The organism is Dyella subtropica, from assembly GCF_026283965.1.
In the GTDB taxonomy this organism is placed as follows: Bacteria; Pseudomonadota; Gammaproteobacteria; order Xanthomonadales; family Rhodanobacteraceae; genus Dyella_D; species Dyella_D subtropica.
In genome coordinates this window covers 131990-151558 of record NZ_JAPDPD010000013.1, presented here as the reverse complement: position 1 = coordinate 151558, position 19569 = coordinate 131990, and the positions used below count along the sequence as shown (strand labels likewise).

The 19569-nt window shown below is 61.4% G+C and carries 15 protein-coding genes; 10 read left to right on the top strand and 5 right to left on the bottom strand.

The window, feature by feature from the left end; genetic code table 11:
- Positions 1-8 precede the first annotated feature (8 nt).
- The 3 genes from lipA to OUZ45_RS13105 all read left to right on the top strand — a co-directional run bounded on the left by lipA (position 9) and on the right by OUZ45_RS13105 (position 4451).
- Entirely contained in the window at positions 9-1013 is a 1005-nt protein-coding gene (gene lipA, locus OUZ45_RS13115; RefSeq protein ID WP_266170567.1) for a lipoyl synthase, read from the top strand.
- Between the two features lie 10 nt (positions 1014-1023).
- Positions 1024-3276: a carboxy terminal-processing peptidase gene (locus OUZ45_RS13110; RefSeq protein ID WP_266170566.1), complete on the top strand. Its 2253-nt coding sequence runs from the start codon at positions 1024-1026 to the stop codon at positions 3274-3276.
- A gap of 212 nt (positions 3277-3488) precedes the next feature.
- Positions 3489-4451 (top strand): glutathione S-transferase family protein, encoded by a 963-nt coding sequence (locus OUZ45_RS13105; protein ID WP_266170565.1) that lies wholly within the window; start codon positions 3489-3491, stop codon positions 4449-4451.
- Positions 4452-4556: 105 nt separating this feature from the next.
- On the opposite strand, the gene OUZ45_RS13100 is transcribed toward OUZ45_RS13105, so the two are convergent.
- A complete protein-coding gene (locus tag OUZ45_RS13100) occupies positions 4557-6308 on the bottom strand; it encodes a M1 family metallopeptidase (protein WP_266170564.1) in 1752 nt (583 codons plus the stop codon).
- 267 nt (positions 6309-6575) lie between these two features.
- Between OUZ45_RS13100 and OUZ45_RS13095 the strand changes: the two genes are divergently transcribed.
- Positions 6576-6965: an endonuclease domain-containing protein gene (locus tag OUZ45_RS13095; RefSeq protein ID WP_266170563.1), complete on the top strand. Its 390-nt coding sequence runs from the start codon at positions 6576-6578 to the stop codon at positions 6963-6965.
- A gap of 91 nt (positions 6966-7056) precedes the next feature.
- On the opposite strand, the gene OUZ45_RS13090 is transcribed toward OUZ45_RS13095, so the two are convergent.
- The 4 genes from OUZ45_RS13090 to OUZ45_RS13075 form a co-directional block, all read right to left on the bottom strand.
- Positions 7057-8436: a leucyl aminopeptidase family protein gene (locus tag OUZ45_RS13090; protein ID WP_266170562.1), complete on the bottom strand. Its 1380-nt coding sequence runs from the start codon at positions 8434-8436 to the stop codon at positions 7057-7059.
- An 80-nt stretch (positions 8437-8516) separates the two neighbouring features.
- A complete protein-coding gene (locus OUZ45_RS13085; protein ID WP_266170561.1) occupies positions 8517-9221 on the bottom strand; it encodes an HAD family hydrolase in 705 nt (234 codons plus the stop codon).
- 275 nt (positions 9222-9496) lie between these two features.
- Entirely contained in the window at positions 9497-10729 is a 1233-nt protein-coding gene (locus OUZ45_RS13080) for a LysM peptidoglycan-binding domain-containing protein (RefSeq protein WP_266170560.1), read from the bottom strand.
- Between the two features lie 245 nt (positions 10730-10974).
- The gene (locus tag OUZ45_RS13075) at positions 10975-12345 is read right to left on the bottom strand and encodes a Do family serine endopeptidase (protein WP_266170559.1); all 1371 of its coding nucleotides are present in this window, start codon (positions 12343-12345) and stop codon (positions 10975-10977) included.
- Between the two features lie 596 nt (positions 12346-12941).
- Between OUZ45_RS13075 and OUZ45_RS13070 the strand changes: the two genes are divergently transcribed.
- The 6 genes from OUZ45_RS13070 (at position 12942) to OUZ45_RS13045 (ending at position 19081) form a co-directional block, all read left to right on the top strand.
- The gene (locus OUZ45_RS13070; protein WP_266170558.1) at positions 12942-15104 is read left to right on the top strand and encodes an adenosylcobalamin-dependent ribonucleoside-diphosphate reductase; all 2163 of its coding nucleotides are present in this window, start codon (positions 12942-12944) and stop codon (positions 15102-15104) included.
- 113 nt (positions 15105-15217) lie between these two features.
- Positions 15218-15787, top strand: a complete 570-nt coding sequence (locus OUZ45_RS13065) for a hypothetical protein (RefSeq protein WP_266170557.1) — start codon at positions 15218-15220, stop codon at positions 15785-15787.
- A 102-nt stretch (positions 15788-15889) separates the two neighbouring features.
- Positions 15890-16624, top strand: coding sequence for a TSCPD domain-containing protein (locus OUZ45_RS13060; protein WP_266170556.1), 735 nt, complete (start codon positions 15890-15892; stop codon positions 16622-16624).
- Positions 16625-16737: 113 nt separating this feature from the next.
- Positions 16738-17376: a DUF5343 domain-containing protein gene (locus tag OUZ45_RS13055; protein ID WP_266170555.1), complete on the top strand. Its 639-nt coding sequence runs from the start codon at positions 16738-16740 to the stop codon at positions 17374-17376.
- Between the two features lie 4 nt (positions 17377-17380).
- Entirely contained in the window at positions 17381-17962 is a 582-nt protein-coding gene (locus tag OUZ45_RS13050; protein WP_266170554.1) for a Swt1 family HEPN domain-containing protein, read from the top strand.
- A gap of 252 nt (positions 17963-18214) precedes the next feature.
- Positions 18215-19081, top strand: coding sequence for a hypothetical protein (locus tag OUZ45_RS13045; protein ID WP_266170553.1), 867 nt, complete (start codon positions 18215-18217; stop codon positions 19079-19081).
- The last annotated feature ends 488 nt before the right edge of the window (positions 19082-19569 follow it).

The following is a 19569-nucleotide window of genomic DNA, read 5'->3' as shown; positions in this document are numbered from 1 at the left end:
TTGCCTACATGAGTGAAATTTCCTCTTCCAAGGTCATCCCGATCAGCGTCGTCTCCGGCACCCCGGCGGTCGACAAGCAAATCGGCAACGACAAGATCGCGCTGAATCGTGCGGGCTTCGACACAGCCGTGCCGACCTTGCGCAAGCCCAGTTGGATCCGCGTGCGGTTGCCGCAAGGCAATGCCGTGCAGCAGCTCAAGGCACGCCTGCGCGAAAACGCGTTGGTCACGGTGTGTGAGGAAGCCTCCTGCCCGAACATCCACGAATGTTTCAGCAAGGGCACCGCCACCTTCATGATCCTCGGCGAGGTCTGCACCCGCCGCTGTTCATTCTGCGACGTGGCCCATGGCCGCCCGGCCGCGCCCGATCCGCTGGAGCCCGCGCGTCTGGCCGAGACCATCCGCGATATGCGCCTGCGCTACGTGGTGATCACCTCGGTGGATCGCGACGATCTGCGCGACGGCGGTGCCGAGCACTTCGCCTCATGCATCCGCGCGGTGCGCCATGCCAGCCCGAACATCAAGATCGAAATCCTCACGCCCGACTTCCGTGGCAAGGGCCGCATGGAACGCGCGCTGGAAGTGCTCAAGGATTTCCCGCCGGACGTGTTCAACCACAACCTGGAAACCGTGCCGCACCTCTATCGCGAAGTGCGCCCGGGTGCCGATTACCAGTGGTCGCTGGACCTGCTCAAGCGCTTCAAGGCGCAGCATCCGGAGGTGCCGACCAAGTCCGGCATCATGCTGGGCCTGGGCGAAACCATGGAACAGGTGCTGGAAACCATGCGCGATTTACGCGCGCATGACGTCGACATGATCACTATTGGCCAGTACCTGCAGCCCACGCCGCACCATCACCCGGTGGTGCGCTACTGGACGCCGGAAGAATTCGAGGCGCTGCGCGAAGCTGGTGAGGAGATGGGCTTCGGCCACGTCGCCTCCGGCCCGCTGGTGCGTTCGTCCTACCACGCCGATCTGCAGGCCCATGCAGCCGGTGTCACTGAGCTCGCTTAAAGAGAACTCCATGAAACTGCGTCCTTCGCTCGCTCTGCTGCTTGCTTTCACCCTTACCGGTGCGTACGCGCAGTCGGCTGCCGATCTCGGCGCCGGCACCACGGGCCGCAAGGCATCGTCGCTACCGCTGACGGCGACTCCAACACAAGCACAGGCGGCGCAGCTCTCCGCGCGCTTCCTCACCCGCTTCCACTACGAGTCGCAACCACTCGACGACGCGATGTCGGCCAAGATCTACAAGGCCTACTTCGACGCGCTCGACGGCGAGAAGGTGTTCTTCACCCAGACCGACATGGCCAAGTTCGTGCCGCTGAAAACGCAGTTCGACGACGCCATCTGGAACCAGAACCTGTCCGGCCCGTTCTCGGTGTTCAACCTGTACATCCAGCGCGCCGTCGATCGCATGAGCTATGCGCGCGAGCTGCTGAAGAAGGGTTTCGACTTCTCCGGCAACGAGAGCTACACCTTCGATCGCAAGAAATCCGACTGGCCGAAGGATCAGGCGGAGCTCGACACGCTGTGGCGTCAGCGGACCATGAATGACTGGCTGCGCCTCAAACTCGCTGGCAAGCCCGACGACGAAATCCGCAAAACGCTCGACAAGCGCTACGCCAGCTACATCGAGCGCGTGCGCCAGCTCGACGGTGAGGACGCATTCCAGAGCTTCATGAATGCCTACGCCGAATCCACCGACCCGCATACCGATTACCTCGGTCCGCGTGCGGCGGAAAATTTCGACATCTCGATGAAGCTCTCGCTGGAAGGCATCGGTGCGGTGCTGCAGGCGCGCGACGAATACACCCAGATCCGCGAAGTCGTACCGGCGGGCCCGGCGGCCAAGTCCGGCAAGGTGCACGTAGGCGACCGCATCGTGGCGATCGGCCAGGGTACCGATGGTGCCATGGTCGACGTGATCGGCTGGCGCCTCGACGACGTGGTCAACCGTATCCGCGGCAAGAAGGACACCACCGTCCGTCTGGAAATCGTGCCCGCCGATGCCGGCCTTGATGGCAAGCACGAAGTGATTTCGCTGGTGCGCCAAAAGGTGAGCATCGAAGAGCAAGCGGCCAAGAAAAAGATCCTCGACATCAAGGACGGCAACGTCAGCCGCAAGATCGGCGTGATCGAGCTGCCCACCTTCTATTCCGACTTCGGTGCGCGTCGCGAGGGCGACAAGAACTTCAAGAGCGCCACCCGCGACGTCGCCAAGCTGCTCGGCGAGCTGAAGGCGGCGGGCGTGGAAGGCGTAGTGATGGACCTGCGCAACAACGGCGGCGGTTCGCTCACCGAAGCCAACGAACTCACTGGCCTGTTCATCGACAAGGGCCCAGTGGTGCAGGTGCGCGACGCACGTGGCGCGGTCGACGTGCAGGGCGACGACGATCCGGGCATGGCCTGGAGCGGCCCGATGGCGGTGCTGGTCAACCGCGGCTCGGCCTCGGCCTCGGAGATCTTCGCGGCCGCCATCCAAGATTACGGCCGCGGTCTGATCGTCGGCCAGCCGACCTTCGGGAAGGGCACAGTGCAGAACCTGGTCGACCTCGACCGTTTCAGCAACCGCGCCAACAAGGAAAAGCCGGAGCTCGGCGAGCTGAAGATGACCATTGCCGAGTTCTTCCGCATCAACGGCGGCTCTACCCAGCTCAAGGGCGTAACCCCCGACATCGCCTTCCCCAAGAACGGCGACGAGAAGGACTTCGGTGAATCCACCTACGACAACGCGCTGCCGTGGACGCAGATCGCGCCGGCCCCCGAATACAAGCCGGTAGCCGACCTCAAGGCTTATCTGGGCCAGCTGCAAGGCAAGCACGAGGAGCGGGTGGCCAAGTTGCCGGCGTGGAAGCTGATGCTCGACGAGCTGGCGCAGTACCGCAAAATGCGCGACAAGACCTCTATCTCGCTCAACCTCGCCCAGCGCCAGGCCGAGCGCAAGGATCAGGACGCCATCCAGGCCGATTTCCGTGCTCGTCACAAGGCTATCGACGGTAGCGCATCCCTCGCCGATGACGACAAGGACAACCTGGACGACGGCCTCAATCCGAACGAGCGCAGCCTGAAGTCCGAGCTGAAGCAGGAAAAGGAAGCCAAAAAGGCAACCGACCCGCAGCTCGACGAAACCGCGCACATCCTGTTCGACGCCCTGGGCCTCATCAAGGGCGATGCCAAACTGGCAGCGGAAGTGTTGCCGTACGGTGGGCGCTTCTCGACCAACACCACGGCAGCCGCCGCACCCGAAAAGCTGTCGAGCCCGGTTACACACTGACCAACGCAGCTTGAAACGAAAAGGGTGGCGCATATGCGCCGCCTTTTTTTGTGCGCAACTCCCAGCTCCCTCTCCCTCGTTCACCGATTTGTGCACGGGGAGAGGGTTGGGGTGAGGGGTGGGTGCTTGCGATAGCGCGCATGCGCCGACCGTCGCCTTGCATCAGATCAACGGCATCCCCATCCGTGCAGAACCACTCACGGAGGCGGGTCATGATCGAGCTATACAAGCTGCACTGGTCGCACTACGTGGAGAAGGTGCGGTGGGCGCTGGATTTCAAACGGCTGCCCTGGCGCGGTATCGATATCGTCGCGTTCACCAAGAAGGAAATGCAACGCTTCGACTGCCCCCAGACCGTGCCCCTGATTCACGACACCGCTACTGGTGTGGCGATCAGCGATTCGTCACCGATCATCCGCTATCTGGATGAGGCGTATCCCGAGCGGCGATTGTTTCCGCTCGATCCCGTAGAGCGCGAACAAGCATGGCAATGGATGTTGAGGCTCGACTCTACGCTCGGGCTGTATGCCCGCCGTCTCGGCTACACCCAGGTCATCATGGAGTGTCCGCAGACGCTGGCGCAGCTATTCATGCCCAACGTATGCGGCGGCCTGTTCACACGCCGTGGCTGGCGCAGGCTGGCCGCGCCGGTGCTCGGCATGATGTTGACGCTGCGTTTCCGCTTTCATCGCAACCAGCAGGATGGAGTCTACGAAGCGTTGGAAGCGCTGCTGCTTCCCCTCGCTGAGAAGCTTGAGCGTGACCGGTTCCTGGTAGGCGAACAATTCACGGCGGCAGACCTGACGCTCGCCTCACTATTGCGGCCGTTGCGCATCGTTCCGCACTTCAGTCACCACCCTAAGCTGCAGTCGTTGTTCGTCTGGCAAGAGCGGCTATTTCGGGAGCATGGTCGCGACGCCACGTTCCCCTATGAGGATGCGATCCGCGCGCAGCGGCAGCGTCGTGGAGCCATGCGTGGCCTGGTGCGCTGGATGAGGGCCGATGGCAGGGAGGGTTTTGACCTGCCTCATGACGCACTACAGGTGGCGAGGAACGATATCCATCCGGTGAATCGGTGGTCCCTGGTTCTGGGTTTGCCGGCGTATCTCAAATTGCGCTGGTTCAGTGGCATTAGCTGGATGCCCTATGTGCCGGCTGCGTACAGCGGTGTTTGAGGTTGGGGAGGGATAAGCCCTTGCGAAACTTGCAGCGCTTCCGCAACGCGCTGGGCGGCGGCACGACGGAAGACCGCCTGCCGCCACCGCAGTTGGGCTAGTCGCTTACTTGGTCGCCTTCGCCTTCTTGGCGGCCTGTTCCTTCTTCCACTGCTGGAACTCCGGAATATGCGGCAACTCGCGCAGCACCTTGCTGCGCGGGTCGACGATCACCAGCGCCCCCGCTGGCGCGTCGACATGACCTTCGCCGTTGGTCATCGGCACCGTTCGCAACGTGTCTCCCACCTGCACTTCGATCGGCATCGGGAACGGTTTGCCGTGTGGCACCTCCCAGCGCAAGTTGAGCACGTCGCCCTCGTGCTTCACATCCAGCTTCGGCAACGCCGCTTCATAGAGATAGACGTCGAAGAACCAGCGCAGATCGCGTCCGGTTACTTGATTGACGATGTCGATGTAGTCCTTCGTCGTCGCATAGTGCGGCGCGAAGTTGCCCGGCTTGGGGTCTGGGCGGCCATAGACCAGGCGACGCACGGTATCGAAGAACATCCGATCGCCGATCATCTGCCGCAGCGTGTGCAGCGCCAGCGAGCCCTTGTAGTAGATGTCGTTGCCGGGACCGTGATCGGCGTCGTACACCTCGTGCTCGAACTGGCTGCGGCCCGCCACGACCGGGTAGGCGTTCTTCACCATGGTGCGTTCGTTCTGCAGCATGGAGAAATACGGCATGTCGCCGTAGAGGTACTGGCTGTACAGCGGCTGCATGTAGGTGCCGAAGCTCTCATGGAGCCACATGTCGTCCCAATCGGTGTTGGTCACCTGGTTGCCGAACCACTCATGCGAAAACTCATGCTGCAGCAGCCAGTCGAAGCCGTACTCGCTGCGCTGATAACCGTTGCCGTAGGCATTGATGGTCTGGTGCTCCATACCCAAGTGCGGCGTTTCCACCACGCCCATCTTCTCGTCGCCAAACGGGTAGGGGCCGATCTGCGCTTCGAAGAAATCCAGCATGCGCGGGAACTCGCCAAACAGCTGCTTCGCCTGTGCTTCGTGACCGCGCAGATACCACATCTGCATCGGAATCGTATTGCCGTAGCGGCTGCGGTAATCGCCCTTCAGCACCTCGAACGGACCGATGTTGAGGGAGATGGCGTAAGTCGTCGGGTGCTTGGCGCGCCAGTGATAGATATGGTTCGCGCCCTCGTCCTTGATATCCACCAACTCACCGTTGCCTGGCGCAGCGAGCGTCTTGGGTACGGTGATGTAAGTGTCGACCAGATCGGGCTTGCCCTGCGGCTGATCGATACACGGCCAGAACAGATCGCAGCCTTCACCCTCCACCGCCGTGGCGATCCACGGTTGACCGTCTTCGGTATGGCTCCACACGAAGCCGCCATCCCACGGCGCACGCTGCGCCACATGCGGCTTGCCGCCGTAGCGGATCTCCACCGTGGTCTTGCCATCCTTGGCCAGGGGCTTAGGTAGCTGGATACGCAGACGACCGTCCGGATTGCTCCAGGCCGTAGTCGCGAGCGCTGTCCCATCCAGCGAGATGCCGCTGATCGTCAGGTTGTGATCCAAATCGAGCAGCAGCACGTCGGTCGCTTCGCGCGCGCTGAAGGTGAGCCGCGCCATGGCGTCCAAGCTCTGCTTGGCCGGGTCCACCGTGAAATGCAGCTCGGCATGATCGAAATTCAGTCGACGCTGCTCCGCCGGCATCGTGCCGCCCGAGCGCTGTGTCTGTGCGCTGATCGGTGGCTGGGTGGGCGCTTTGGTGGTCGTGTCAGCCGCCCAGACAGCGCTGGTGGCGAGCAAGGTGGCCAGCCCAAGGGCGAGCAGGCGGGGGCGAGGGTTCGTCATGAGCGGGTCTCGATGGGCGAAGCCCCAAGGATGGCAGCGAACGCCGGCACGCGACATCGCCGAAGGTCATGCCGGCGATGTCCGAACGTAAGGGGCGAGGGCTTTTAGCTCCTCCCCTTGCTTGCAGGGGGAGGCTGAGAGGGGGTAAGCCCTTGCGACGCCCTCTCACGACGTAGGCTCTGGATGACATCCGCTCGCGCTCATATCCGCTAGCGGCGCACAGCCAGCAACGGATAACTCTTTACAGCCCATCTGCAAGGAGTCCACATGCAACTCATCCGCCAACGTGCTCGCGACCTGCACAACAACAGCACCGATGCGGAGCGCCACCTATGGCGTTTCCTGCAACGCGAACAAATAGCCAAATATAAATTTCGACGCCAATACCCGCTAGCGGGATACATCGTCGACTTCGTCTGCATCTCTGCGCGATTGATCGTCGAACTCGACGGAGGGCAGCATCTTGATGCGCAGGCCTACGACGCGGAGCGCACGACCAAGTTGGGGCGGTTGGGTTACCGCGTGCGGCGGTTTTGGAATGACGATGTGCTATTGCGCACGGATGAGGTGTTGGAGGAGATATGGCGGGAGTTGGAGAGGCTGTCGCAAGGGCCTACCCCCTCCCAGCCTCCCCCTGCAAGCAAGGGGAGGGGCTAAAGGCTTGCAAAGACCGCCCCCTCCCTTGCTTGCAGGGGAGGGCTGGGGAGGGGTAGGCCCTTGCGATAAGGCTTCACTTTCCCAAAGAAGCTCAGCGCGAATACCGCTGCTGCAGGAAAGCAAAGAACGCTCTCAACCCCATCGCCTCACCACCCCGTGGACGCCCGGGCCGATCCGCGTCATTCCACGCATACGTATCCAAATGCATCCATGCCGTGGTCTCCGGCACAAAGCGCTCCAAATACAGCGCAGCGGTAATCGCGCCCGCATGACGCGACGCGCCCGCATTGGCGAAATCGGCAAGGTAGGACTCAAGCATCTTGCGATACGGACGCCACAGCGGCAGACGCCACAGCGGATCGTTCACCACGCGACCGGCGGCTATCACGCCATCGGCCAGTTCATCGCGATTGGCGAATAGCGCGGGCAGATCGGGGCCCAGCGCCACGCGCGCAGCACCCGTGAGCGTAGCGAAGTCGACGATCAGATCAGGCTGCTGCTCGCTCGCATAAGCCAGTGCATCGCACAGCACCAGACGGCCTTCCGCATCGGTGTTGTCGATTTCCACGCTAAGGCCGGCACGCGTGATCACCACTTCGCCTGGGCGTAGTGCGTTGCCGCTCACGGCGTTTTCGACGGCGGGAATCAGCAAGGTCAGACGAACCGGCAGTTTCGCTTCCATGATCAGGCGCGCCAGCGCGATGGCATGCGCGGCGCCGCCCATGTCCTTCTTCATCCAGCGCATGCCGTCGGAAGGCTTGAGGTCCAGGCCGCCGGTGTCGAAGCACACGCCCTTGCCGATCACCGCCAACTTCGGATGATCGGCCTTGCCCCAGCTCAGCTCGATCAAGCGCGGCGAGCGATGGCTGGCGCGGCCCACCGCGTGGATGGTGGGGAAGTTGGCCTTGAGCAGTTCGTCGCCTACCCATTCGCGCACCTTGGCCTTGTAGGTCTTGCCGAGCTGGTTCACCGCTTCGGCGAGGTGCTTCGGGCCCATGTCTTCGGTGGGTGTGTTGACCAAGTCGCGCACCTGCGCGGTGGCTTCCACCAGTGGCGTGAGCAGCTGCAGGTCGGCGACCGGCACGGCGAGCTTGGCTGGCGCACGCTTGGCTTTGCGGTAGCGGGTGAATTCGTACGCGCCCAGGGCCCAGCCCAAGGCCGCTTGCAACGGATCGGCGAGTACACCCTCGGCGGCGAGGTAATAGCTGCCTTCCGGCAACAGGCGTGGCAGGTGGGCAAGTGCACCCAGCGCATCCGACACATCTACACCAGCCAGCACGCGCACCAGTTTGCCGTTGGCGTCGGACAGCAAGGCAAAAGCGCCGGGCGCAGGTTCGAAACCGGTTTCGGTCAGCCAGCGTCGCTGCGCGGCGCTGAGGCGGCGCTTGCTTGCCGTGAAGTGCGCGGCATCAACAGTTTCGATGGCGATGCTCTGGCGGTCGCCGGATTTGCGTTCGATCAGTGCGGACATGGGGCTCCATTCGACGTGCGGCAGCACGCCTGTTTGCAAAGACAATGGAGGTAAATGATGCGCGCTTTCGCGTGTGATGCCTACGCTGGGCTAGCGGGGTGCGCATCCAGCCAGTCGGCCAGCGCACCCATATCCGGCAGGTCGAGATCGGGTGCAGGGCCCATCGCACCGGGCCAGGGATGTCGCTCGCGATTGATCCACGCCGTACGCAATCCGGCTTCGCGCGCGCCGACCACATCGAGCTCCGGATCGTCGCCGACGTGCAGGATCTCGCCGGGCATCACGCCCAGGCGTTCGGCTGCGGTAGTGAAGATGCGTCGATCCGGCTTGGCTGCGCCGGTGTCGCGTGCGCAGATGTGGTGCGCGAAGTGCGCACGAATGCCGATCAGGTCGAGGTCCGCGTTGCCGTTGGTCAGGCTGGCCACCGGGCGGCTGGCGGTGATGCGCTTCAGCGCGGGCAGGCTGTCTGCATACAACTCCACGCTGTTGCGGGCGGTGAAGTAGACCTCCCACAACGCTTCCAGCGGCGCCTCGGCGATGCCGCAGGCAGCGAACGCGCGCTGCATGGTGATATGGCGCTGCGCGGTGAAGTCGTGGGCCAGGTCGGTGCGTTCGATTGCCACCTGGGCACGCAGGGCGCGCATGGCCGGGATGGACCATGCGCGCGCTACGTCAGGGTAGTGCTGGCGCAGGTACGCATCCAGCTCGCGGTCGGCGCGTTCCAGGGCCGGCAGTACCGGCCACAGGGTGTCGTCGAGATCCAGCGTGAGAGCGAGGATGCGCACGTCAGCGCTGGAGCCTGTTTATGGTCTTCCCGTAGCCCGCGCCGGCTCTGGTTACGTGCGGGACAAGGAAGAACGAAGGAGTGTACGTCGGTACACGACTGAGTGATGATGCCGGCCTGTGCGCAACCAGAGCTGGCCCGGAGGGTTGTCGTTGAGTGGCCGCCATGCGGCAGCGCGCGGCTTGGCCTGGCAGCCAGCCAGGCGCTGCGCCACGCGCTACCACCTGACTGCCACTCAACGACAACGCGGGCCACGGGGAGGCCACAAACGGGCTCCTACTGCGCGCTGACCTTCAGCACCTGGCCGATGCGCACGTTGTCGTTCTTCAGGCCATTCCAGCTACGCAGGTCGGACACGGTTGCCGAGAACTTCTTGGCGATCACCGACAGCGTGTCGCCCTTGACCACGGTATAGGTCTTGGCATCCGCGCTGGCTTCGGCCTTCTTGGCAGCGCTTTCTTCATTGCGCGTTTCGAGTGCCTGCTTGGCCTCTTGAGTGTGCTCCGAGGTCGGGGCGATTGCGGAGCGCGCGGCGTACGTCGCACCCGGTGCAGCGACCGGCGCCGGCTCTTCGGCTACCGGGCGGGCGCCGACTTCGGCGAGGATCGTCGGGCGGCGCGACCTGTCGAGGTCGACCAGCGCCGGAGCCTCGTCATACGGTACCAGCTGATGCTGACGAGCAATGGTGCGCACCGGGTCGGTGCTGAGGAATTCGATAAAGGTGTGCACCTGCGCGGCCTTCGGGCTGCTCTCGTTGGTGATCAGGTACACCGGAATGAACAGCGGGTAGCTGCCATCCTTCACCGTCGCCGTGCTCGCCGGCGTGCCGTTGATGTGGATCATCTTGACCTTGCTGTTGCCGTTGATGCCGGCCAGCGTGGTCACACCCATCGCCTTGGGATCGAGCGCCACCGCTTCTTCCAACTTCGCGGTATTCACGTACAAACGCGGCGCGGCCACCGGCTGGTTGCCACGACCAAACAGCAGCTTGCGCAGGCTGTATTCCACGCCGTCGCCCGGGCTGGCCACGGCATAAAGATCGATCGGCTCATCGCGGCCGCCCACATCTTTCCAATTGGTGATTTTGCCGTAGTAGATGTCATGCACCTGCTTCAGCGTGAGGCTGCTCACAGGGTTGGACGGGTAGGTGATCATCACCAGCGCATCCCACGCTACGGGCGTGAACTGCAGGCTGCTTTCCGCCGTGCCATCGGGGCCGCGCGCGCTGCCGGCGAAATCCGCCGAGCCCCTGGCGACCGCATCCAGGCCGGAGGCCGTGTTGAAGGGCTGCACTTCGATCTTGCCCTTGCCGGCCTTTTCATAGGCCTTGGCCACGTCGGTCACGATGCCGCGCGCGGTGGCGACATCGCCGCGCCACACCAGGGCGGGGACGGCAGGCTGGGCGGATTTCTTGCTGGAGGTTTTGGCTTTGGGTGCGGCGACCACCGCAGTGGCGGCGCAGACGCCAATCAGCGCCACGGAAAGGATGCGTGCGAGACGGAAGGACATAGTGTTGGGAAACCCCGGGGTTCGACTGAGTAAGGACTGCGTACTGCCGTCAATGGCGCGCATAGATGGGTGAAGCCTTGGTATTTCATCCGTCCGCTGGCGAAACATCAAGCGAGTTCACGCGCTTGCGTTAAGGAAAGCGCCGTGATGTGCGCGTGATCGCATCGTGGTTCAGCCTGTCGTCACCGAATCAAGCCCCGCTGCGACACTTCACCGAAGGAGCGCACCCTGTGCGCTCCTGCACATCAGCGGATGTCGATGTAGCGCACGCCTTCATCCCCCGACACCACCAGCACCAGTTGGCGTGGGTTCACTCCTGTCAGGCGCTTCAGAGTGCTCAGGTTGGGAATGCGCAGGTTGCCGACGCCGATCACGATATCGTTGGCGCTCAATCCCGCTTGTGCCGCACGGCTGCCGGCGCGCACTGCACCCACCGACACGCCACCCACACCTTGGCTGCGCAGGTTCTGCGACAGCTCACTGAACGTCACGCCGGCCAGGCGCGCATCCAAGCTTGCACCTTCCAGCGTGGCCAGTTTTTCTGGCGTGAGCTTGGCGAGCACGTCGCGCGTGGTGCCATTGCGTTGCACGCTCAGCTTCACGGCGCTACCCACCGGCAACAGGCCCTCGGCATTGCGCAGCTCCTGCGCGTTGCGCAGCGGCTTGCCGTCGATGGCAGTGAGCACGTCGCCGATCTGGATATCCGCACCATCCGCCGCGGAACCCGTACTCACCCGCGTCACCACCACGCCACTGGTGTTCTTCAGGCCCAACACCTGGGCGATGCGCGGCGTGATGTCCTGCGTTTCCAGGCCCAGGTTGCCGCGGCTCACCTTGCCGTGCGCGATGAGTTGCTGCATCACCTCACGGCTCAAATCGGTGGGAATAGCAAAGCCGATGCCCACGTTGCCGCCCGAGGGCGAGAAGATCATGGTGTTGATGCCCACCAGCTCGCCGCGCAGATTCACCAGCGCACCGCCCGAGTTGCCCGGATTGATCGAGGCATCGGTCTGGATGAAGTTCTGATAGCCCGTGCCACCCAGGCCCGAGCGCTGCAGCGCCGAGACGATGCCCGACGTCACCGTCTGCCCCAACCCGAACGGGTCGCCTACCGCCACCACAAAATCACCCACGCGCAGCTTCGACGAATCCGCCATCGGCAGCGCCTGCAGCCCCGTGGCTTGAATCTGCACCACCGCCACATCCGTGTCCGGGTCGGTGCCGATCAGCTTGCCCTTGAAGTCGCGCCCATCTTGCAAGGTCACCGTGATGTCGTCCGCGCCGCCCACCACATGGTTGTTGGTCAGTACATAACCCTTGGCCGCATCCACGATCACGCCCGAACCCAGACTCTGCGCAACGCGCTGGCGCTGCGCGCCGGGCAGGCCGAAGAACTGGCGGAACATCGGGTCGTCGAAGAACGGGTCGCGCACCTGCACCCGCGTCTTGGTGGAGATATTCACCACCGCCGGCGTCACCTTCTCCAGCATCGGCGCCAGCGACGGCAGCACTTGTCCGTCAACGACTGGTGGCAGTGCGGCACGACTGGCAAGGGGCAGAGCAGCGAGCAGGGCGGTGAGCAAGATGGCAACAGGACGAATGCGACGGTGATGCATAAAAGCTCCTTGGCGAAAGCAAACGTGACTTTTGAAGACCATTCCAGCGGCAGCATTGCATCTTAAAAACCCGCCCCCGGCGATGCACCTGTAGGAGCGCACCCTGTGCGCGAAACGGTCCGAAAGGACCGTGCTGGTTGACCTGCAGCCCTGCTAACGCAGGGCTTTCATTCGGGCCTTCCATGGCCCTCACCGGAAGGCGGCTTACGCCGTGCAAACCGGCAATCCTGCCGGTTTGTCACGCACAGGGTGCGCTCCTACATGGCGACTCCTTGGTACCAAAAATCCACCGACATCCAGCTCACCACAACACCCGCGCTTCCCACCGTCCAACCCTCGCAAAACTCTTTGACATGAGACATTCACGGGGGTAACGTTCACCTCCGTTCGCACCACAACATCTTGTGTATGGATGCCGGCGTTTTAACAAGTGCTGGTGTCATGCTGACAGCTCTAAGGGGGGCGGTCGCAGTCCGGCAGGGAACGTCAGGCACGGCTTCGCGCCAACAACGACGCCGCCGAGCGGACGGATAAGCCAACTACAACTATAAGAAACCAACGGGGCCGCAAGGCTACACCGGGAGGTCAGGAAGCCGATGAGCACCGTGCGTGCACCAGCCGTGAGTCCGGAAATCAATCGAGATGGCACTGCAATGATTCCGCTGCAGCCAGCGTCGTATGACATCTGGGACAAAAAATACCGACTGAAAGCCAAGTCGGGTGAACCCGTCGACGGTAGCGTCGACGAAACCTATCAGCGCGTCGCACGCGCACTCTCCGACGTGGAAGCCACGCCGGAACTCCGTGAGCACTGGAACGAGCGCTTCGTGTGGGCGCTGCGTCGCGGTGCGATTCCGGCCGGGCGCATCACCTCCAACGCCGGTGCGCTGGCGCACAAGCCGGCCACGTCCACCATCAACTGCACCGTGTCCGGCACCATCCGCGACTCCATGGACGACATCCTGGAGAAGGTGCACGAGGCGGGCCTCACCCTGAAGGCCGGCTGCGGCATCGGCTACGAGTTCAGCACGCTGCGTCCGCGCGGCGCCTATGTGTCGGGCGCGGGCGCCTACACCAGCGGCCCGCTGTCCTTCATGGATATCTACGACAAGATGTGCTTCACCGTCTCCTCCGCCGGCGGTCGCCGCGGTGCGCAGATGGGCACGTTCGACATCAGCCACCCCGACGCCAAGGAATTCATTCGCGCCAAGCGCGAAGACGGCCGCCTGCGTCAGTTCAACCTGTCGCTGCTGATCACCGACGGCTTCATGCAAGCGGTGGAGCACGACCAGGACTGGCCGCTGGTGTTCCCGGTGCACGTCAAGGAGCAGAGCGAAGTCGACCTCGCCGACGCTTCCCAGGTCGTGTGGCGCGAGTGGCCCACCCACGAGAACTACGTGGAGCGCGACGACGGCCTGGTCGCCTGCAAGATCTACGGCCACATCCGCGCCCGCCATCTGTGGGACATGATCATGGTCTCGACGTACGACTACGCCGAGCCCGGGTTCATCTTGATCGACAAGGTCAACGAGATGAACAACAACTGGTGGTGCGAGCATATTCGTGCCACCAACCCCTGCGGCGAGCAGCCGCTGCCGCCGTACGGCTCCTGCCTGCTCGGTTCGATCAACCTCACCACCTTCGTGCGCGACCCGTTCGGCCCCAAGGCCCGCTTCGACTGGGACGAATACCGCGACGTGGTCAAGGTGTTCACCCGCATGCTCGACAACGTGGTGGAGATCAACGGCCTGCCGCTGGAGCAGCAGCGCAACGAGATCCTCGGCAAGCGCCGTCACGGCATGGGCTTCCTGGGCCTCGGCAGCACGCTGACCATGCTCAAGATGCGCTACGGCTCCGCCGACGCGGTGAGCTTCACCGAAGACGTCTCGCGCGAAATGGCCGTGGCCGGCTGGGAGGTCGCCCTCGATCTCGCCAAGGAAAAGGGCCCGGCCCCGATCCTGCAGAAGGACTTCACCGTCACCGGCGACATGCTGCGCAAGCGTCCAGAAATGGCCGCCGACGGCTACAAAGTGGGCGACACCATCCCCGGTCGCGTGCTGCACGCCAAGTACAGCCGCTACATGCAGCGCGTCGCCACCGTGGCGCCGAACCTGGTGGCCCAGCTCGCCGAAACCGGCGCGCGCTTCACCCACCACAGCTCGATCGCGCCCACCGGCACCATCTCGCTGTCGCTCGCCAACAACGCCAGCAACGGCATCGAGCCGAGCTTCGCCCACCACTATTCGCGCAACGTGATCCGCGAAGGCCGCAAGACCAAGGAAAAGGTCGAGGTGTTCAGCTACGAGCTGCTCGCCTACCGCGGCTTGATCAACGCCAACGCGATGCCGTTCACCGACGACGCGCAGAACAAGCTGCCGGAATACTTCGTCGCCGCTGACGACATCTCGCCCAAGGAGCACGTCGACATCCAGGCCGCGTCGCAAAAATGGATCGATTCGTCGATTTCCAAGACGGCGAACGTGCCGACCGACTATCCTTACGAAGACTTCAAGGACATCTACTTCTACGCCTATAAGCAGGGCCTCAAGGGCTGCACGACCTTCCGTTTCAACCCTGCAGCGTTCCAGGGTGTGTTGGTCAAAGAAGCCGATCTTGAGAGCACCCTCTACCGCTTCGAATTGGAAGACGGTAGCGTTATCGAACTGAAGGGCAACGAAGAAGTGGAATACGACGGCGAAATGCACACAGCCGCCAACCTATTCGATGCCTTGAAGGAAGGCTATTACGGCAAGTTCTAAGTGCAGGCCAGCAGCTTCTCGAAGCTGTTGGCCTACGCTCGGTTCGATGTTCGAAGCCTTGATACACGCAGGCCCACGCCAAGTACTGAACTCACGTCGGAGGGGAAACCCAGATGTCCATTGATACCGAATTCGAAGTAATTGAAATGACCCCGGCCATGCCGGAAGCCCCGGCCGCTTCGGCCGAAACCCCGGCCCCCAAGGCCAAGAAGGCTCGCAAGCCGGCCAAGAAAAAGGCCGCCGCTGCCAAGAAGGCCGCTCCGGCCAAGAAGGCTGCTGCCAAGAAAGCGGTGAAGAAGACCGCCAAGAAGGCTGCCGCCAAGAAAGCGGTGAAGAAGGCCGCCAAGAAAGCCGGCGCCAAGAAGACGGCGAAAAAGGCCGTCAAGAAGGCAGTGAAGAAGGTCGCCAAGAAAGCCGCTTCCGCCAAGAAGGCTGTGAAGAAGGTCGCGAAGAAGGTCGCTAAAAAGAGCGGCGCCAAGAAGGCCGTGAAAAAGACGGCAAAGAAGGCAGCAAAGAAGGTCAGCAGCAAAAAGACGGCAAAGAAAGTCGCCGTGAAGAAGACGGCCAAGAAGGCCGCCGGTAAGAAAACCGCCAAGAAAGCGGTCAAGAGGTCCACTGCCAGCAAGAAGGCAAGCGTCAAGGTCGCGCGCAAGCCGGCCAAGAAGGCTGCCCGCAAGAAGTAAGCAACACCCACGCTCCGGCCCGGCCCTTGCGCCGGGCCGGAGCGTATTCGGCCCGCCGCGCGCCGACACCTCACGCCAACGCAACTGAAAAAGCACACTCCTATGGCGATCAAGATCGAAAAGAAGATCAAGGGCTACAACGTCGTCAAGCCCGAGGACAAAGCCGCGCTTGCCACCGCTCCCGCCGCGCCCAAAGAGGCCCCCAAGGCGGAAGTGATCCAGATGCACGAGAGCCTGGAGCGCCCCGAGACGCTCATCGGCTCCACCTACAAGATCAAGTCGCCGCTGTTCGAACACGCGTTGTACGTCACCGTCAACGACATCGTGCTCAACGCCGGCACCCAGCATGAGCAGCGCCGCCCCTTCGAGATCTTCATCAACTCGAAGAACATGGACCACTTCCAGTGGATCGTGGCGCTCACCCGCATCATCTCCGCTGTCTTCCGCAAAGGCGGCGACATCACCTTCCTCGCGGAAGAGATGAAGGCCGTTTTCGACCCGCGCGGCGGCTACTTCAAAGCCGGCGGCGTCTACATGCCCAGTATCGTCGCCGAGATCGGCGCGGTGATTGAGCAGCATATGAAGATGATCGGGCTGATTCACGATCCGGAGATGGACGAGTCCACCCGCAAGCTCATCGCCGAGAAGCGCGCTGCTTATGAAGCGGCTGCCAACGGCAAGAGCGCCAAGCCTGCCGTTGAAGCAAGCGCTGAACCCACCAACGCCAACGGCTTCCCGCCCGGCGCCACCCTCTGCGCCAAGTGCAATACGCAGGCGCTGGTGCTGATGGATGGGTGTCAGACTTGTTTGAATTGTGGATACAGCAAGTGCGGGTGATTCAACTCAAAAAAGGTATAGCGACAAGGGCGGCAGCGATGCTGCCCTTTGTTGTATGTAATCCACGAAAGTAGTGCCAATGCAGTCATCGAAGTGCTAAACCAGGAGGGTTTATGGCAGCGAGTCTCCCTTATGTAACTACCCCGGGTTCGATCAAGAGCGCTCTAGAAAAGATTCGTTCTGCGGCGACACCGGAGCGAGTTACAAAAGACTTCGTTACAACTGTTCTGCAGATAAAGGGCGGAACCGGTGGCAATATTCCCCCTTTTTTGAAGCGTATTGGATTCGTTGCACCGGATGGTACGCCAACCAATATCTACAAAAGATTTCGTAACCCCGCAACTGGTGGGGCGGCGGTGGCTGAAGCAATTAAGGTCGGTTACAAAGATCTTGGGCAGGCCAACGAATACTTTTACCAGCTATCGGACAAGGATCTTCTCGCACTCATCGTGCAGGTAACGGGTGCGGAGGCAGATAGTCGAGCAGCTGCACTCACACTTTCCGCAATCAAGGCACTGAAGACATTTGCTAATTTTGAGGCTGTCGAAGGCAGCTCTGTAGCGGAAGAGTTGCCGCTTGTCCGCGAGACGCCGCCAAAGGACCTAAGTGCTTCAACGGCCCATAAAGGGACTAAGAGGGGTCTTAGTTTGTCGTACACCATCAATCTAAACCTCCCTGTAACGGCAGACCAGGCGGTTTTCAATGCAATCTTTCGCAGCCTGAAGGAGCATCTTCTCTCGGGTGAGGAGTAGGAAGATGCTAGAACGGATTAAAGCCTTCGGAATGACTAATCAGATGCTGGCGGAAGACTTAAGTCGCGTGGCTCGAGCGCATGGTGTTGAGCTTGGTCACATGCCAGTGATATCTCAAAGGGTTGAGGATGTTTACTATCCCCAGTTTGATTCTGCCGTGCGAACCGAGGCCGCGGCAATGGCGAAGCACTACGAGATTTTCTATTCACTAGAGAAATCCATTCGAGAGTTAGTGGCCCAGACGATTGAGTCAACCGAGAAGCGCGAGGATTGGTGGAGTTCGTCGCGTATTCCGGCAAACATTCAGGCTGATGTCTCCAGTCGAATTCAGAAGGAGCTCGATGCCGGAGTGACTCGACGATCATTGGATGAACTTGATTACACGACGTTCGGCGAGCTATCGGTAGTTATTTCTTCTAACTGGGATATTTTCGGAGGCCTATTCAATAGCAAGAAGGCTGTCGAGAAAGTCATGGCTAGCCTTAATGCGCTACGAAATCCAATCGCGCATTGCAGTCCGCTGGCTGAAGATGAAGTTTTACGCCTGCAGCTAACCGTGCGTGACTGGTTTCGATTAATGAGCTGACCCGGAAGGCAAAAAAAAGGGGGCGCCATTTCGAATAAATGGTCAGAGACAATTTTTCTCCTTCTGTAAATGTTTCTGACCCATTATTTCTCCCCGTCAGCGCTCTTTGAGCGGCTCACATCACTAAAGCCCCCGGCTTTGCCGGGGGGGGGCTTACTAAACAGGGGATTTATGAGGCGGCACCTTTTCGCTCTATTGATGCTGGCATGCGCCGGCTGCACTCCCGTTGTCACGAAGATCAACGTGACGGATATGGCCAAATCCGATTCGCTCCAACTGCGCGACATGAGGCCCTCTGCGGAAAAAGAGGGCAAGATTTTCAGCTTGCTGATCACAAGCAAGGAGTACGGGATCCTGCGCGCAGGAGACGCCAAGCTGTCGCCGCCACCAGTCCGTTTGCTACAGCATGAGGCTTTTGAGAAATTCGCTGCGATGGACCATCAGCCCCAAGTGACGGTCTATCACTTCGTGATCTATGAAAACATGCGGTCGCAGCTCCGCTCGGGTGCTCTCGGCGCAGGGGTTGGTGGCGTGTTGGGTGGGCTCATTGGAAACGCAATGGCTTCACATGATGCGTCCTCCCAGACCAGCATCGTCGACGAAAGGACCTTTAGTAGCACTTCGGACGAGTATCTGCGCGGCATGTATACCAGCACGGAGAACCCAGACAAGGCATCCGTCTACATCATCTACATCGACACGGATATCGATGGCAAGAAGGTGTTTACCCGGACCGTTGCCTCAATGAAGCCGCATGGCGACCAGAATCCATTCGCGGATGGGGTCCGGCTGGCGATCAAGAATCACCTTTCTCGTTACGAAGTTGGCGCCATGGCGACTGCGGCGACTGCCTCGGTCGCGCCGACAGCGCCCACCGTAACTTCTGCAGCACCCGCGACTACTGCCGATGCCTCAACTCAAGCATCTCAAACCGCCCCGACCGATGGGGCTACGATGTCGATGGCTCAGAGCGTTGCCAATCAATTGCGATGCGGAGCGGTTCGAGCCGACGGTAACTCGATCTTCGTCGCCTCGTGCGGCTCCTACGACGTGGCAATCGATTGCGGTGACGGGAGCTGCCACCCAACGCATACCGTCAGCACAAAGGGAAACCAGTAGGCTGGCCGGATGAGGTCCGGGAATCGGAGTCCGTGGAAACCCGGGTCTGGAAACCCGGGTCACCATTTCGTCGTCCGGGCAAATAAAGGGGTCAAAATAAAGGGGTCAGAGACATTTATCGAAGAGAATAAGTCTATAAAATATCTCTGACCACATATTCTCGTATTTTTGAGTGACAAATGGCTGCTTCTTGTTTCTTTCTGTCGATCTCAAAATGGTGCTAACTACAATCTTTGCCTGTGCCTCCGTCGTCAGTTGGCTTGCAGTGCTTGTCCTGGCAGGTGCGAGCTGGAGGGCGATTACATCGGCCGATCCAAAATATGCAGAGGCCCTTTTTACGCCGGTTCTCGATCAAGCGATTTATCGCCTAGGGCCATTGCGCTGGAAAGTCTTATATCTATGCTCGGCGCCAACATCCGTGGTACGGCGAGTAGTGATGTTGCGTGTTGCGATAGCTATCCAATTGCTCGCCTTCTTCAGCTTTGTTG